3 protein-coding genes are annotated in these 18,039 nt (G+C 74.2%); all 3 read left to right on the plus strand.

All coding sequences use genetic code 11. From position 1 onward, the window contains the following. The first annotated feature begins 26 nt into the window (after positions 1–26). Genes CF165_RS12645 through CF165_RS12655 form a run of 3 tightly spaced genes read left to right on the plus strand, consistent with a single transcriptional unit; the run spans position 27 to position 18,028 of the window. Positions 27–12,221 carry a non-ribosomal peptide synthetase gene (locus CF165_RS12645; RefSeq protein ID WP_093947689.1) on the plus strand — a complete coding sequence of 4,065 codons (12,195 nt, stop codon included), beginning with the start codon at positions 27–29 and terminating at the stop codon, positions 12,219–12,221. Positions 12,222–12,230: 9 nt separating this feature from the next. Then, positions 12,231–17,822 carry a non-ribosomal peptide synthetase gene (locus tag CF165_RS12650; RefSeq protein ID WP_093947690.1) on the plus strand — a complete coding sequence of 1,864 codons (5,592 nt, stop codon included), beginning with the start codon at positions 12,231–12,233 and terminating at the stop codon, positions 17,820–17,822. Then, positions 17,819–18,028: an MbtH family protein gene (locus tag CF165_RS12655; protein WP_093947691.1), complete on the plus strand. Its 210-nt coding sequence runs from the start codon at positions 17,819–17,821 to the stop codon at positions 18,026–18,028. Before CF165_RS12650 ends, CF165_RS12655 begins: the two co-directional genes overlap by 4 nt. Positions 18,029–18,039: the final 11 nt, after the last annotated feature.

Genomic DNA, 18,039 nt, shown 5'->3' on the forward strand with positions numbered 1-18,039 from the left:
TCGCAGGTGATCGAGGGAGATATTTGATGGCTCAGTCGCGGATCGAGGACTTCTGGCCGTTGTCGCCGCTCCAGGAAGGGCTGCTCTTCCACACGGTGTACGACGACGAAGGGCCAGGCCTCTACGTGGGCCACTGGATCCTGGACCTCGACGGGCCGGTGGAGGCGGCCAGGCTGCGCGCCGCGTGGGAGGCGGTGCTGGCCCGGCACGCCGCGCTCCGCGCGTGTTTCCGCCAGCGCAAGTCGGGTGAGACGGTGCAGCTCATCGCCCGGCAGGTGGAGCTGCCGTGGCGGGAGGCGGACCTTTCCCACCTCGAAGATCCCGAGGAGGCGGTGCGCGAGCTGGCCGAGGAGGACCGGACGAAGCGGTTCGACCTCGCGAACGCGCCGTTGCTGCGGCTGACCCTGATCCGGCTCTCCGGCACCGCCCACCGCCTGGTCGTCACCTGCCACCACGCGATCATGGACGGCTGGTCGATGCCCATCGTCTTCGACGAGCTCTCGCTGTTCTACGCGGCCGGTGACGCACCGGCGGACCTGCCGGCGGTGCGGTCCTACCGCGAATACCTCGCGTGGCTGGACCGGCAGGACAAGGAACGGACGCTGGCGGCGTGGGCCGCGGAGCTGCGCGGTGCCGAGGAGCCGACGCTGGTGGCGCCCGCCGATCCGGGGCAGGCGCCCGGGATGCCGGAGAACGTCACGGTCGACCTGCCGGCGGACCTCACGCGGTCGCTGGGCGAGCTGGCCCGCCGCCGCGGGCTGACGCTGAACACCGTGGTGCAGGGCGCGTGGGCGCTGGTGCTGGCGCAGCTGGCGGGCCGGACCGACGTCGTGTTCGGGGCCGTCGTGTCGGCGCGCCCGCCGGATCTGCCCGGTGTGGAGGGAATGGTGGGGCTGTTCCTCAACACCGTTCCGGTACGCGTGCGGCTGCGCGGCTCGGCGCCGGTCGCCGACCTGCTGGCGGAACTGCAGAAGCGCCAGTCGGCGCTCATCCCCGACCAGTACGTGGGGCTCGCGGACATCCAGAAGGCGGCCGGGCCCGGCGCGATCTTCGACACCCTGCTCGTCTTCCAGAACTTTCCCCGTGAGCTCGGCGAACCGGACTCCGGCGAAGCCTTCGGCATCCGGATCAACCAGGGCAAGGAAGCCGCCCACTACCCGCTGACGCTGGTCGCCGTCCCCGGCGAGTCGATGCTGCTCAACCTCGACTACCGGGCGGATCTCTTCGACCGCGGCACCGCGCTCGCCATCGTCGAGCGGTTCACCGGGATCCTGCGTCAGCTGACGAGCGCGGACGACATCACGGTCGCCGACGTCGACGTGACGAGCGCGGCCGAGCGCGCGGCGGTGGACGAGTGGAGCGCGGCACCGCAGGCGGCGCCGGAACTGCCGGCTCCGGACCTGTTCGACCGCCAGGTGGAGCGCCACCGCGATCGCGTCGCGGTCGTCGACGGTGACCGGACGATGTCGTACGGGGAACTGGCCGGGCAGGCGGAGCGGTTCGCCGGCTACCTGAGCGGCCGGGGCGTCCGGCGCGGGGACCGGGTGGCCGTGGTGATGGACCGGTCGCCCGGGCTGATCGTGACGTTGCTGGCGGTGTGGAAGGCGGGCGCGGCGTACGTGCCGGTGGATCCGGCCTATCCGGCCGAACGCGTGAAGTTCATGCTGGCGGACGCGGAACCGGCGGCCGTGGTGTGCACGCGGGCGTACCGGGACGCCGTGCTGGACGGCGGGCTCGAGCCGGTCGTCCTCGACGATCCGGAGACACGGCAAGCGGTGGCGGAGGGCGCCCGGCTGTCCGTCGGTGCCACGGCCGACGATCTCGCCTACGTGATGTACACGTCGGGGTCGACGGGGACGCCGAAGGGCGTCGCGGTGTCGCACGGCAATGTCGCGGCGCTGGTCGGCGAGCCGGGCTGGGAGGTGGGTCCCGGCGACGCCGTGCTGATGCACGCCTCGCACGCGTTCGACATCTCGCTGTTCGAAATGTGGGTGCCGCTGCTGTCGGGCGCCCGGGTGGTGCTGGCCGGACCGGGTGCGGTGGACGGCGAGGCGCTGGCCGGGTACGTGGCCGCCGGTGTCACGGCCGCCCACCTGACCGCCGGGACCTTCCGCGTGGTGGCCGAGGAGTCGCCGGAGTCGGTCGCCGGGCTGCGCGAGATCCTGACCGGCGGTGACGCGGTGCCGGCGGCGGCGGTGGAACGGGTGCGGCGGACCTGCCCGGACGTGCGGGTGCGGCATCTCTACGGCCCGACCGAGGCGACGCTGTGCGCGACCTGGTGGCTGCTCGAACCCGGCGACGAGCCGGGACCGGTGCTGCCGATCGGACGCCCGCTCGCGGGCCGTCGCGGTTACGTCCTCGACGCGTTCCTGCGGCCCGTGCCGCCGGGGGTGGCGGGTGAGCTGTACGTCGCCGGAGCCGGTGTGGCGCAAGGCTATCTGGGGCGTTCGGCGTTGACGGCCGAGCGGTTCGTCGCCGATCCGTTCGCTCCGGCCGGGCGGATGTACCGGACCGGCGACCTGGCGTACTGGACGGACCGGGGCGAGCTGGTGTTCGCCGGCCGCGCCGACGACCAGGTCAAGATCCGCGGGTACCGCGTGGAGCCCGGCGAGGTCGAGGTGGCCCTCGCGGGCTTGCCCGGTGTCGCGCAGGCCGTGGTGGCCGCGCGGGACGAGCACCTGCTCGGTTACGTGGTGGCCGAAGCGGGCCACGACGCCGACCCGGAGCGGCTGCGCGGACAGCTCGCCGGGACGCTGCCCGAGTTCATGGTCCCGGCCGCGCTGCTGGTGCTGGACGAACTGCCGTTGACGGTCAACGGCAAGGTGGACCGCCAAGCCCTGCCCCAGCCGGACTTCGCCGCGAAGGCGGCCGGCCGGGAGCCGGCCACCGAAGCCGAGCGGATCCTGTGCGCGGTGTTCGCCGAAGTCCTCGGCCTGGACCGGGTCGGTCCCGAGGACAGCTTCTTCGAGCTGGGCGGGGACTCGATCTCGTCGATGCAGGTGGCCGCCCGTGCGCGCCGGGAGGGGATTTCCCTCACCCCGCGGCTGGTGTTCGAGCACCGGACCCCGGAACGGCTGGCGGCGCTGGCCGCGGCTTCGCCGGGGACGCGACGCTCCACTGTGGACAGCGGCGTGGGGGAGATCCCGCGGACGCCGGTGATGCGCGCGCTGGGCGAGGACGCGGTGCGTCCCTCCTTCGCGCAGGTGCGGGTCGTCGTCACCCCGGCGGGCTTCGACCCGGACGCGCTGGTGACCGCGCTGCAGGCCGTGCTCGACGGGCACGACGTCCTGCGGGCCCGGGTCGAGCCAGACGGACGGCTGGTGGTGGCCGAGCGGGGTGCGGTCGACGCGGCGGGCCTGGTTACGCGGGTAGCGGCCGGAGCCGGGGACCTCGACGAGGTCGCCGGGCGCGAGGCCCGGACCGCGACGGGCACGCTGGACCCGTCGGCGGGAACCATGGTGGCGGCCGTGTGGGTCGACGCCGGGACCGCCGAGCCGGGCCGGTTGGTCCTGGTGGCGCACCACCTGGTCGTCGACGCGGTCTCGTGGGGCATCCTGCTGCCGGACCTGCGGGCGGCCTACGACGAGGCGGCCGGCGGCGGAACCCCTGTCGTCGAACCCGCGGCGACGTCGTACCGGCAGTGGGCGCGGCAGCTGACCGAGCAGGCGTTCAGCGAGCGGACCGTGGCCGAGCTCGACCACTGGGTCGCCGTGCTGGACGGCGCCGAGCCGTTCCCGGAGCAGCGCACCGCGCAGCCGCATTCGTGGTCCCGGACGCTGTCCGGGCCCGAAGCGCGCGACCTGGTGGCCCACCTGCCGGGCGCGTTCCACTGCGGCATCCAGGAAGTCCTGCTGGCGGGCCTCGCGGGGGCGGTGGCGCGGCTGCGCGGTGACGGTGCCGGGTTCCTGGTGGACGTGGAAGGCCACGGCCGCCACGCCGCCGACGGCGAAGACCTGCTGCGCACTGTCGGCTGGTTCACCAGCGTGCACCCGGTCCGCCTCGAAGTCCCCGCCGCCGGCCTGCCGGCCGGGGAGCTGCTCAAGATCGTGAAGGACCAGGTCCGTGCCGTTCCCGGCGACGGGCTGGGCTACGGGCTGTTGCGTCATCTCAACCCCGGAACCGGGGCGAGGCTGGCGGAACTGCCGTCCGCGCGGATCGGGTTCAACTACCTCGGCCGGTCCGGTGGCGCCGCCGGGGACACCGCGTGGCAGGTGACCGAGGGGGCGTTGGGCGGCGGCGCGGAGCTGACCGGCGCGCACGCCCTGGAGATCGGCGCGGACGTCCGGGACACGCCGGCCGGCGCCCGGCTGCGGCTCGTGATCGACGGTCTCGGCCCCGAGACGGTGGAGCGGCTCGGCGCGGCCTGGCTGGAGACGTTGACCGGTCTCGCGGCCCTGGCCGGGCAGCCCGGCGCGGGCGGGCACACTCCCTCCGACTTCGACCTCGTCGGCCTGACGCAGCAAGACGTCGCGGAGCTGGGGGCCGCGGCGCCCGGGCTGACGGACGTCTGGCCGCTGTCGCCGCTCCAGGAAGGCATGCTCTTCGAGCGGGCCTACGACGAGGACGGCGTCGACGTCTACCAGAGCCAGCGGATCCTGGACCTCGACGGGCCGCTCGACGCGGGACGGCTGCGGGCGGCGTGGCACCAGGTGGCCGCGCGGCACGCATCGCTGCGGGCGAGCTTCCACCAGCTGGCGTCCGGCGAAACGGTGCAGGTCGTCGCGGGCGACGTCGAAATCCCTTGGCGTGAGGCGGATCTGTCGCACCTCGGCGAGGCCGACGCGGCCGCGGAGGTCGACCGCCTGCTCGCGGAGGACCAGGCGGACCGGTTCGACGTGACCCGGCCGCCGCTGCTGCGGCTGCTGCTCATCCGGCTCGGCGAGGACCGGCACCGGTTCGTCGTGACGTCGCACCACGTGCTCCTGGACGGCTGGTCGACCCCGATCGTCCTGGGCGAGATGTCGGCCGCCTACGCGGGTGAACCGGTCCCCACGGCACCTCCGTCCTATCGGGACTACCTGGCGTGGCTGAGCCGCCAGGACGCGGAGGCGACCCGGGCGGCGTGGCGGTCCGAGCTGGCCGGCTCGGACGAACCGACCCTGGTGGACGCCGACGCGGGCAAGACGATGGTGATGCCGGACGAGCTTTCCGAATGGCTGTCCGAGGAAGCGACCCGCACTCTCGACGGATTCGCCCGCGGGCACGGCCTGACCGTGAGCACGATCCTGCACGGCGCGTGGGCGCTGGTGCTGGCGCGGCTGGCGGGCCGGACGGACGTGGTGTTCGGGTCGGTGGTGTCGGGGCGCCCGGCGGAGGTGCCGGACGTCGAGCGGACGGTCGGCATGTTCGTCAACACCGTCCCGGTCCGCGCCCGCCTCGACGGCGACCGGCCGGTGCTGGAGCTGCTCCAGGACCTGCAGCGGCGCCAGTCGGCGTTGACCGAGCACCAGTACCTCGGAGTGCCCGAGATCCAGAAGGCGGCGGGGACGGCTGCGGTCTTCGACACCATCGTGATGGTCGTCAACTACCCGCACGACGCCACCGGTCTCGGTGCCGACGGCGGGGTCGCGATCAGCTCGGTCGTCACCCGGACCGGCACCAGCCATCCGCTGGCCATGAGCGTTTCCCCCGGGATCCGCTTGCGGGTCAACGTGTCCTACCGGCCGGACCGGACCGGCCGGGAAACCGCGGCCGAGGTCGCCAGGCAGGTCGTCCGGGTCGTGGAGCGGCTGGTGGCGGAGCCTTCGCTGCCCGTGGGCCGCCTGGCCGTGACGAGCGAACCGACGCGCGCGGCCGTGGTGGAGCACTGGAACGCGACCGGCGAAGCGGCGGCCACGTCGCCGGTGCCGGAGCTGTTCCGGCGGCAGGCCGCCGTCACCCCGGACGCGGTGGCGGTCGTGGACTCCGGCCGCACCCTGTCCTATGCCGAGCTGGACCGGGAATCGGACCTGCTGGCCGGGTACCTCGTCGGCGCCGGAGTGCGGCGGGGCGACCGCGTCGGCGTCGTGCTGGAACGTGGTGCGGACCTGCTCGTCGCTCTCCTCGCGGTCTGGAAGGCGGGCGCCGCGCAGGTTCCGGTGAACGTGGACTACCCGGCGGAACGGATCGAGCGGATGCTGGCCGACGCCGGCGCTTCCCTGGCCGTCTGCGCGGCAGCGACCCGCGCCGCGGTGCCGTCCGGGGTCCAGCCGGTGGTCGTGGACGCGCCGGAGGTCCGTGACGCGCGGCACGAAGTACCGCCGTTGGCGGTCGGAGCACACGACATCGCGTACGTGATGTACACGTCGGGATCGACCGGGGTGCCGAAGGGCGTCGCAGTGCCGCACGCGAGCGTGGCGGCCCTGGCGAGCGACCCGGGCTGGGCGCAGGGCCCGGGCGACTGCGTGCTGCTGCACGCGTCGCACGCGTTCGACGCCTCGCTCGTCGAGATCTGGGTGCCGCTGGTCGGCGGAGCCCGCGTAATGGTCGCGGAACCGGGCGCGGTCGACGCGCAGCGGCTGCGCGAAGCGATCTCCCGTGGCGTGACGACCGTCCACCTGACTGCGGGCGCTTTCCGGGCGGTGGCCGAGGAAGCGCCGGAGTCCTTCGCCGGGCTGCGCGAGATCCTGACCGGTGGGGACGCGGTGCCGCTGGCGTCCGTCGTCCGGATGCGCCAGGCGTGCCCGGAGGTCCGCGTCCGGCAGCTCTACGGCCCCACCGAGATCACTCTCTGCGCCACCTGGCTCGTTCTCGAGCCGGGAGACGAAACAGGCGACACCCTGCCGATCGGCAGGCCGCTGGCCGGACGGCAGGCCTACGTGCTCGACGCGTTCCTCCAGCCGGTGGCGCCGAACGTGACCGGCGAGCTGTACCTCGCCGGCGCCGGCCTCGCGCACGGTTACCTGGGCGGCACCGCGTCGACGTCGGAGCGGTTTGTCGCCAACCCCTTCGCCGCCGGCGAGCGGATGTACCGCACCGGCGACCTGGCGCGCTGGACGGACCAGGGTGAGCTGCTGTTCGCCGGCCGGGCCGACGCCCAGGTGAAGATCCGCGGCTACCGGGTCGAGCCCGGCGAGGTCGAGGTGGCGCTGACCGAGGTGCCCGACGTCGCGCAGGCGGTCGTCGTGGCGCGGGAGGACCGGACGGGCGACAAGCGGCTGATTGCTTACGTGACCGCGGAAGCGGGTGCGGGACCGGATCCCGAAGCGGTCCGCGGGCACCTCGCGGCGCGGTTGCCGTCGTTCATGGTGCCGGCCGTGGTGGTGGTGCTGGACGGCTTCCCGCTGACGGTCAACGGCAAGATCGACCGGGCGGCCCTGCCCGCCCCCGGGTTCCCCGGGAAGGCGGCCGGCCGCGAGCCGCGCACCGAGGCCGAACGCGTGTTGTGCGCGCTGTTCGCCGAAGTCCTCGGGCTGGAGCGGGTCGGCGCCGACGACAGCTTCTTCGAGCTGGGCGGGGATTCGATCCTCTCGATGCGGCTGGCCGCCCGGGCGCGACGCGACGACTTCGTCTTCGGCGCGAAGCAGGTCTTCGAACACAAGACGCCGGCGGGCATCGCGGCGGCCGCCGAACGCGGCAGCGGGACGAGGGCCGGGCTCGCCGACGGCGTCGGCGAGGTCGAGCTGACGCCGGTGCTCCGCGCGCTGGCCGAACGCGGTCCCGGGGCCCTGACCGGTGGCGCGCCGACGCAGTGGATGACGGTGGGCGCGCCCGGCGACCTGTCGGTGGGCACGCTGGTCCGCGCGCTGGCGGCGGTGCTGGACACCCACGACATGCTGCGAAGCCGGATCGCCGAGACCGCGGGCGAAGCGCCGCGGCTCGTCGTGGCCGAGCGGGGTGCGGTGGACGCGGCGGCCCTCGTCGAGCGCGTCGAAGCCGGCACCGCCGATCCGGACGAGCTTGGCGCTCGCTGCGCCGGTGACGCCGCCGCCCGGCTGGACCCCGCCGCGGGCGTGGTGATCCGGGTCGTGTGGGTCGACGCGGGACCCGGCCGGGCGGGCCGGCTCGTGGTGGCCGCGCACCACCTCGTGGTCGACGTCGTGTCGTGGCGCATCCTCCTGCCGGACCTGCAGGCCGCCTGCGAAGCCGTGGCGGCGGGCCGGGAACCGGCGCTCGACCCGGTGGACGTCTCGTTCCGGCGGTGGGCGCGGACGCTGGCCGCCCAGGCCGCGACCCGGACCGCGGAACTGGCGACCTGGACGGAGATCCTGGCGGACGCCCGGCCGCGGCTGGGGGAGCTGGACCCCGGGCGCGACACCGTGTCGACCGCGGGACGCCGGTCCTGGACCCTGCCGCGGGAGCACGCGGGCGTGCTGGTGGAGAAGGTCACCTCGGCCTTCCACTGCGGTGTCCACGACGTGCTGCTGGCCGCCCTGGCCGGCGCGGTGGCCGCCTGGCGCGGGGGCACCGCCGTGGTGGTGGACGTCGAAGGGCACGGCCGTCAGCCGCTCGACGAGCTGGACCTGTCGCGGACGGTCGGCTGGTTCACCGACGTCCACCCGCTCCGGCTGGACGTCACCGGGATCGACCCGGCCGAAGCGATCGCCGGTGCCGACGCGGCGGGCCGCTTGCTCAAGCAGGTCAAGGAAAACGTGCGGGCGGTGCCCGACGGCGGTCTCGGCTACGGGATGCTGCGGTACCTCAACGCCGAGACAGGGCCGGCCCTCGCCGCGCTGCCGAAGGCGGAGATCGGGTTCAACTACCTGGGCCGCTTCTCGTCCCGGCCCGCCGGAGACGTCGAGCCCTGGCAACCGACCGGAACCATCGGCGGCGCGACCGAACAGGACACGCCGCTGCGGCACGCCGTGGAGATCGACGCGGTCGTGCTGGACTCGGCAGGCGGACCCGAATTCACCCTGACCCTCACGTGGGCCGGGCGGCTCCTCGGCGACGCCGAGGCGGAGTCGCTCGGGCAGGCGTGGCTGGCCATGCTCGGCGGCCTGGCCGCGCACGCCGGTGGCGACGCCGGCGGGCACACGCCGTCCGACTTCCCGCTCGCCACGCTGACCCAGCGGGACGTGGCGGAGATCGAGGCCGCGGTGCCGGACGTGGTGGACATCTGGCCGCTTTCCCCGCTCCAGGAAGGCCTGCTGTTCCACGCCGCCGACCAGCGCGGCCCGGAGGTCTACGCGGCCATGCTCGCGCTGGCCGTCGACGGCCCCCTCGACGTCGCCCGCTTCCGCGCGGCCTGGCAGGCCCTCGTCGACCGGCACCCCGCGCTGCGGGCGAGCTTCCACCAGCTCGAGTCCGGCGAGGCCGCGCAGGCGATCGCCGGCGAAGTCACGCTGCCGTGGCGGGAAACCGACCTGTCCCACCTGCCCGAGGACGCCGCGCTGGCGGAGTTCGAGCGCCTCGCGGCCCAGGAGCAGGCCGAGCGGTTCGACCTGACCCGGGCGCCCCTGCTGCGCCTGCACCTGATGCGCCTCGGGGACCGGCGGCACCGGCTGGTCGTCACCTCGCACCACATCTCGGCCGACGGGTGGTCCCTGCCGATCTTCTCCGCCGACGCGATGGCGGCGTACGAAGCCGGCGGTGACAGCGGGGCGCTGCCCGCCCCGACGTCCTACCGCGACTACCTGGTCTGGCTCGCCCGCCAGGACAAGGAAGCCGCCCGGGAGACGTGGCGGGCCGAACTCGCGGAGCTCGACGAGGGAACCCACGTCGTGCCGCCGGAGACGATCACCGCGCCCGTCGAGCGCGAGCGCGTGGAGTTCGAACTCGGCAAAGAGCCGAGCCGGCGGGTGGTGGAGTTCTCGCGCCGCCACGGCGTCACGATGAACACCCTGTTCGAGGGCGTCTGGGCGCTGCTGCTGGCCCGGCTGACCGGCCGCAACGACGTCGTCTTCGGGACGACGGTGGCCGGGCGTCCGCCCGAGATCCCCGGCGTCGAGTCCGCGGTCGGCCTGTTCATCAACACGCTGCCGGTCCGCGCCCGGCTGGCCGGCGCCACACCGTTCCTCGACATGCTCACGGAGCTGCAGGCGCGCCAGGTCGCGACGATGGCGCACCAGCACATCGGGCTGGCCGAGATCAACCAGCTGGCCGGCCAGGGCGCGGCGTTCGACACGCTCGTGTTGTTCGAGAACTACCCGCGTCCGCCGCGTCCGGCCGACGACCCCGACGCGGTCACCATCCGGCCGGCCGGATTGCTGAACGAGAGCGGGCACTACGGGCACTACCCGCTGTCCCTGCGCGCGTCGGAAAGCGACGGCGTCCGCGGTGACATCGTCTTCCGGCCGGACGCCTTCGACCGGCGCCAGGCCGAGGAGATGCGGACGGCGATCGTGCGGGCGCTGGAGCAGGTCGTGGCCGATCCGTGGACGCCGGTGGGGCGCATCGGCCTGATCGGCGAGGCGCAGCGCCGCCGGGTCGTCGAGGAGTGGAACCGCACCGACGCGCCGCCGGTGGCGGAGACGTTGCCGGAGCTGTTCCGCGCGCAGGCGCGGCGGGCACCGGACGCGGTCGCGGTGGTGGACGCGGTGCGGAGCCTGTCGTACGGCGAGCTGCTGGCCGAGGTGGAGACGCTGGCGCGGCTGCTCGCGGGCCTGGGCGTGCGGCGGGAGACCCGCGTCGGCGTCGTGGTCGGGCGCTCGGCGGAGCTGGCGGTGACGCTGCTCGGGGTGCTGGTGGCCGGCGGGGCGTTCGTGCCGGTCGATCCGGACTACCCGGCCGAGCGCGTCGAGTTCATGCTGGCGAATTCGGCGCCCGAGGTGCTCGTGTGCACCGCGGCGACCCGGGAGGTCGTGCCGAAGGGGTTCGCCGGCGAGGTGCTCGTGCTGGACGAGCTGCCCGCCGCCGATCCCGGGGTGGAGCTGCCGGAAGTGGGGCTGCTCGACGCGGCGTACGTGATCTACACGTCGGGGTCGACGGGGGTGCCCAAGGGCGTCCTGGTCACCCACTCCGGGCTCGGCAACCTGGCGCGCGCCCACATCGAGCGGATGGGCGTGACGTCCTCCTCGCGGGTCCTGCAGCTGTCCGCGATCGGGTTCGACGCCATGGTTTCCGAGCTGTACATGTCGCTGCTGGCCGGGGCGACCTTGGTCCTGCCGGACGCGGCGAGCATGCCGCCCCGGGTGACGCTGGGCGACGCGCTGCGGCGGTGGGGCATCACGCACCTGACCGTGTCGCCGAGTGTGCTGGCGTCCGAGGACGACCTGCCCGCCACCCTGGAGACGTTCCTGACGGGCGGCGAGGCACTCCCGGCCGCGCTGGTCGACCGCTGGTCCCCGGGCCGCCGGGTGATCCAGGCCTACGGGCCGACGGAGACGACGATCTGCTCGACGATGAGTGCCCCGCTGTCCCCGGGACACGACCAGGTCCCGCTCGGCGGCCCGATCCGCAACGTGCGGCACTACGTGCTCGACGCCTTCCTGCAGCCGGTGCCGCCCGGCGTGGTCGGCGAGCTCTACATCACCGGCGCCGGGCTGGCCCGCGGCTACCTCGGCCGTCCCGGCCTGACGGCGGAACGGTTCGTCGCCAGCCCGTTCGCCCCCGGCGAGCGGATGTACCGCTCGGGCGACCTGTTCCGCTGGACCGCCGAAGGTCAGCTGCTCTTCGCGGGCCGGGTCGACGCCCAGGTCAAGATCCGCGGCTACCGGGTCGAGCCCGCCGAGATCGAGGCCGTGCTGGCGGAGCACCCGGGGGTCGCCCAGGTGGCGGTCGCCGTCCGCCGGGACGGGCCGGGCGACAAGCAGCTGGTGGCGTACTTCGTCCCGGCCGCGGAGACCGGCGAGGGCGGCGCGCTGGTGCCCGCGCTGCGCGAGCTGGCCGCCGAGCGCCTGCCGGAGTACATGATGCCCGCGGCGTTCGTGCCGCTGGACCGGATGCCGTTGACCCCCAACGGCAAGCTCGACCAGCGAGCGCTGCAGGCGCCCGACTTCGCCGGGATGGCCTCGAAACGCGACCCGCGCACGGCCATGGAGGCACGGCTGTGCGAGCTGTTCGCGGACGTGCTCGGCCTCGACCGCGTGGGCGCCGACGACAGTTTCTTCGAGCTGGGCGGGGATTCCATCCTCTCGATGCAGCTGTCGGCCAGGGCCCGCCGGAACGGGCTGGAGCTCACCCCGTGGCAGGTGTTCGAAGAAAAGACGCCGGAACGGCTGGCGGTGCTGGTCAAGGAGTTCCCGGCCGAAGGCGGGACCGCCGGGGCCGCAGCGGAGCCCGCCGACGGCATGCTCGTCGATCTTTCCCCCGACCAGCTGGACCAGCTCGAGGCCGGACTGGCCGGCGGTCAACTTTCCTAAGGAGCAACCGTGACCGTTGACGACACCCGGGCAAAGCCGCGCTCCGGCGTGGAAGACGTCTGGCCGCTTTCGCCGCTGCAGGAGGGAATGCTCTACCACACCGCCCTCGACCACGACGGGCAGGACACCTACACCGTCCAGTCCGTCTACGGCATCGACGGGCCGCTGGACCCCGTGCGGCTGAGGGCGTCGTGGCAGGCCGTGGTGGACCGGCACGCCGCGCTGCGGGCCTGTTTCCGCTACGTCAGCGGCGCGCAGATGGTGCAGGTCATCGCCCGCGACGCCGAAATCCCCTGGCGCGAAACGGATCTCTCCGGGCTGCCGGACGAGATCGCCGACGGCGAGGTGGACCGGCTGGCGGCGGACGAGCTGGCCGAGCGGCTCCGCATCGACGTGGCACCGCTGATGAAGCTGCACCTGATCCGGCTCGGCCCGGAGCGGCACCGCCTCGTGCACACGCTGCACCACGTCCTGCTGGACGGCTGGTCGGCGCCGATCATCCACCGCGAGCTCTCCGAGATCTACGCGGCGGGCGGCGACGCGTCCGGGCTGCCCGCCACGGTGTCCTATCGGGACTATCTCGCGTGGCTGGGCCGGCAGGACAAGGAGGCGGCCAGGGCGGCGTGGCGCGCCGAGCTCGCCGGGCTGGACACCCCCACCACCGTCGCGCCGGCCGATCCGGCCCGCGTCCCGGACATCGACACCACGGTGATCGAGCTGTCCCCGGAGCTGACCGACGGCCTGGCGCGGCTGGCACGCGGCCACGACCTCACCGTGAACACCGTCGTGCAGGGCGCGTGGGCCGTCGTGCTGTCGCAGCTCGCCGGCCGCACCGACGTGGTGTTCGGCGCGGCCGCCTCGGGGCGGCCCGCCGAGGTGGCCGGTGTGGAGTCGATGGTCGGCCAGCTGATGAACACCCTGCCGGTGCGGGTCCGCCTCGACGGCGGGCAGCGGGCGCTCGAGATGCTCGCCGGGCTGCAGCGCACCCAGTCGGCCCTGATGGCCCACCAGCACCTCGGCCTCCAGGACGTGCAGGCCGTCGTCGGTCCCGGCGCCGTCTTCGACACGCTCGTCATCTACGAGAACTTCCCCCGCAGTGGACTCGACCACGCGCCGGACGGCGGGTTGGCCCTGCGCCCGGTGAAGCGGGGACGCAACTCCTCGCACTACCCGTTCACGCTCATCACCGGGCCGGGCGAGCAGATGCCGCTCATCCTCGACTACGACCGCGGCCTGTTCGGCCCCGCGGCCGCCGAATCGGTCGTCGGCGCGCTGGCTCGCGTGCTGGAGCGGCTGGTCACCGAGCCCGACGTCCTCGTCGGCCGGCTGACCCTGCTGAGCGAAGCCGAGCGCGCCCTGGTGGTGGACGACTGGAACGCGACCACGGGGCCGGTGCCGGGGGAGTCCGTCGTCGCGCTGTTCGGAAAGCGCGTGGCCGCGGCGCCGGACGCCGTCGCGATCACCGGCGCGGATGGCACGGACCTGACCTACGCCGAGGTCCACCAGGCCTCGAACCGGCTGGCCGGCTACCTCGCCGGCCGGGGCGTCGGCCGCGGTGACCGCGTCGGGGTGGCCATGGACCGGTCGCCGGACCTGCTGATCGCCTTCCTGGCGATCTGGAAGGCGGGCGCCGCCTACGTCCCGGTGGACGTCGAACACCCGGCCGAGCGGATCGCGTACGTCCTCGCCGATTCGGCGGTCTCGACCGTCCTGTGCACCGAGGCCACCCGCGCGGTCGCCCCGGAGGACGCGATCGTCCTCGACGCGCCGGAGACGCGCGCGGCGGTCGGCGCCTGCGCCGCCACCGCGCCGGAGCACCGGCCGGGCGGCGGCGACCTGGCGTACGTCATGTACACCTCGGGGTCCACCGGGCTCCCGAAGGGCGTGGCCGTCCCGCACGACGCCGTCGCCGGTCTCGCGGGCGACACCGGCTGGCGGATCGGCCCCGGCGACGGCGTGCTGATGCACGCGACGCACGTCTTCGACCCCTCGCTCTACGCGATGTGGGTGCCGCTCGTCGCGGGGGCGCGGGTCCTGCTCACCGAGCCGGGCGTCCTCGACGCGGGCGGGCTGCGGCAGGCCGTCGAACGGGGCACGACCGCCGTCCACCTCACCGCCGGCACCTTCCGCGCACTGGCGGAAACCGCTCCGGAAGCGTTTGCGGGCCTGGCCGAGGTCGGCACCGGCGGCGACGTCGTGCCCGCGCACACCGTGGAGCACCTGCGCCGGGTCCAGCCCGGCCTGCGGGTGCGGAACACCTACGGCCCGACCGAAACCACCCTGTGCGCGACGTGGAAGCCGATCGAGCCCGGCGAGCGGACCGGGCCGGAGCTCCCGATCGGCCGTCCCATGACGAACCGGCGGATCTACCTCCTCGACGCCTTCCTGCGCCCGGTCGCGCCGGGCGTGGCCGGCGAGGTGTACATCGCGGGCACGGGGCTGGCGCGCGGGTACCTCGACAGCCCGGGCCTGACGGCCGAACGGTTCGTGGCGTGCCCGTTCCTCGACGGGGAACGCATGTACCGCACCGGCGACCTGGCGCGCTGGAACCGCGACGGGGAGGTGGTGTTCCTCGGCCGCGCCGACGACCAGGTCAAGATCCGCGGCTACCGGGTGGAGCTCGGCGAGGTGGAAGCCGCGCTGGCGGCCCAGCCGGGCGTGGTCGAGGCCGTCGCCGTGGCACGGGAGGACCAGCCCGGCGAAAAACGCCTCGTGGGCTACGTCGTCTCCGACGGCCACGACGCGGGGCCGGACGAGATCCGGCGGCAGCTGGCGCTGGTCTTGCCCGCGTACATGGTTCCCGTAGCCGTCGTCGTCCTGCCCGGCCTGCCCGTCACGCCCAACGGCAAGGTGGACCGCCGGGCCCTGCCCGCTCCGGATCTCGCGGGACACGCGTCGGACAAGGCGCCGGAGAGCGAGACCGAAAAGGTGCTGTGCGCGCTGTTCGCCGAGATCCTCGGCGTCGAGCAGGTGGGTGTCGACGACGCCTTCCACGACCTGGGCGGCAGTTCGGCGCTGGCCATGCGGCTCATCGCGCGGATCCGGGAGGAGCTCGGCGCGGATCTGCCCATCCGGCAGCTGTTCTCCGCGGCCACCCCCGCGGGTGTCGCCCGGGCGCTGGCCGCGAAGTCGCGCCCCGCGCTGGAAGCGGCCACGCGGCCGGACCGGGTGCCGCTGACCGCCCGGCAGCTGCGCAGCTGGCTGCTGGCGCGTCCCGGGGAGGAGGCGGCCGGTCTCCACATCCCGGTCGCGCTGCGCCTGCGCGGCAAGCTGGACGTGCCCGCGCTGGCGGCGGCGCTCGGGGACATCGCGGCGCGCCACGAAATCCTCCGGACGACCTTCCCGGGCGACGCGCAGCGCGTGCACCAGCACATCCACGACGCCTTGACGGTGGAGCTGATCCCGAAGCCCGCCACCGAGGACGAGCTGCCCCGGCTGCTCGCCAAGGGGCGGGAGCGGGCCTTCGACCTCACCCGGGAGGTGCCGTGGCGCAGTGAGCTGTTCCGGCTCTCGGACAAGGAGCACGTGCTGCACCTGGAGGTGCACCGGATCCTGGCCGACGACGACTCGCTGGACGTGCTCTTCCGCGACCTGGCCGCCGCGTACGGCGCGCGGCGCGCGGGCCGGGCCCCGGAGCGGGCGCCGCTGGCGCTGCAGTTCGCCGACTACGCGATCTGGGAGCGCCGGCTGCTCCAGGACGAGCAGGAGCAGGACGGCCTGATCCACGAGCAGATCGGCTTCTGGCGGGACCACCTGGCCGGCGTCGACGGGGAGACGGTGCTCCCGTTCGACCGCCCGCGTTCGGCCGTCCCGTCGCGGCGGACCGGCACGGTCGCGCTGCGGCTGGACGCCGGCCCGCACGCCCGGCTGATGGAGGCGGTGGATTCGCTCGGCGCGCACACCCAGCAGGCGGTGCACGCCGCGCTCGCCATGCTGCTGGCCAGGTTCGGCGCCGGCGAGGACCTGGTGCTCGGCACGACGCTGCCGCGGGACGACGACCTCATCGACCTGGAGCCGGTGATCGGCCCGTTCGCCCGGCCGCTCGCGCTGCGGACGGACGTTTCGGGCGACCCGGCCTTCGTCGATGTCGTCACCCGGGTCCAGGAGGCGGCCCGGACCGCGCGCCAGCACCTGGACGTGCCGTTCGAACGGATCGTCGAGCTGCTGGACCTGCCGGGCTCGCTGTCGCGCCACCCCGTGTTCCAGGTGGCCTTGGAGGTGCGAGAGGAGGACATCGGCGCGTGGGACGCGATGGAGCTGCCCGCCCTGCGCACCACCGCGGAAGCCGTCGAGCCGCCGGCCATCGAGCTGGACCTCGCCTTCAAGCTCACCGAGCACCGCGACGAGGACGACCACGAGGACGGCATCGACGGCACCCTGCACTACGCCGCGGACCTGTTCGACCCGGCCACGGCCGAGTCGCTGGCGCGTCGGCTGGTCCGCGTGCTGGAACAGGTGGCGGAGGATCCGCGGCGGCGCGTCAGCGAGCTGGACGTCTTCCTGGACGACGCCGAACGCGAACGTCCGGCCGAGGAATCGGCGACGTGGTCCGGGCCGGTGCCCGCCGTGGCCGCCGGCCTGGCGGGGCCGCTCGGCGCGCTCGTGCTCGACGACCGGCTGAGCCCCGTCGTCCCCGGCGCCGTCGGGGACCTCTACCTCACCGGCGCCGCGGTCGACGCCGTCCCGGCCGAGGAGACCGTGGCCGGCCCGTCCGGGACCGCGGAGCGGCGGATGCTCCCCACGGGCCTGCTCGCCCGCCGGTCCGCCGCCGGCACCCTGACCGTGGTCGGCGAGCGGCGGCGCTCGAGCGCTTCGGTGCGGACCGGCACCGGCGACTTCGAGGTGCTGCTGCCGCTGCGGGCGGGCGGCAACCGGCCGCCGTTGTACTGCGTCCACGCCAGCGGTGGACTGAGCTGGAACTACGCGCCGTTGCTGCGTAGCCTTCCGCAGAACCAGCCGGTCTACGGGGTGCAGGCGCGCGGCCTGGCCCGGTCCGAGCCGCCGGCGGCCAGCGTCGAGGAGATGGCGGCCGACTACGTCCGCCAGATCCGCGCGTTGCAGCCGTCCGGGCCGTACCACCTCCTCGGCTGGTCCCTCGGCGGGCGGATCGCGCAGGAGATGGCCGCGCTGCTCGAGGCGGTGGGGGAGCAGGTCGGCCTGCTCGCCCTGCTCGACGCCTATCCCACGGACAAGGGGAAGTTCCGGCGCCCGCGCGGCGACGCGGAGGACCAGGAGGCGCGGGACTTCGACAAGCAGCAGGAGGAGCAGGTCGAGCTCGCGGCCGGAATCGCCGGGGAGGCCGGTGCCCGGGCGCGGCTGGAAGGGGTCATGCAGCACCTCTCCCGGATCGGGCCGATGCACACCTCGCGCAGCTTCGGCAGCGACGTCCTGCTCTTCGTGGCCACTGTGGACCGGCCATCGCACCTGCCGGCGGCGGAGGCGATCGCCAGCTGGCAGCCGCTGACCACCGGGACCGTCGAGCCCCACGAAATCGCCACCAGCCACATGGAAATGCTGCAACCCGCGGCTTTGGCCCAGATCGGGGCCATCGTCGCCGACAAGCTCCGGCCGCGACCGGAGCGGGAAAGGACACAACGATGACCAACCCCTTCGACAACGAAGACGGCTCCTTCTTCGTGCTCGTCAACGACGAGGGACAGCACTCCCTCTGGCCCTCGTTCGCCGAGGTGCCCGCCGGCTGGACCCGCGTCCACGGCGAGGCGAGCCGCCAGGAATGCCTCGCCTACGTCGAGGAGAACTGGACGGACCTGCGGCCGAAGAGCCTCGTCGAGGAAGTCGGCGCTTGAGAGAAGGTGTC

Origin of the sequence: Amycolatopsis vastitatis, assembly GCF_002234595.1 — a bacterium.
GTDB classification, from domain to species: domain Bacteria; phylum Actinomycetota; class Actinomycetes; order Mycobacteriales; family Pseudonocardiaceae; genus Amycolatopsis; species Amycolatopsis vastitatis.

Coding starts and splice junctions, on each gene's coding strand:
- CF165_RS12645 (WP_093947689.1), top strand. CDS start 27: ATGGCTCAGTCGCGGATCGAGGACTTCTGGCCGTTGTCGCCGCTCCAG.
- CF165_RS12655 (WP_093947691.1), top strand. CDS start 17,819: ATGACCAACCCCTTCGACAACGAAGACGGCTCCTTCTTCGTGCTCGTC.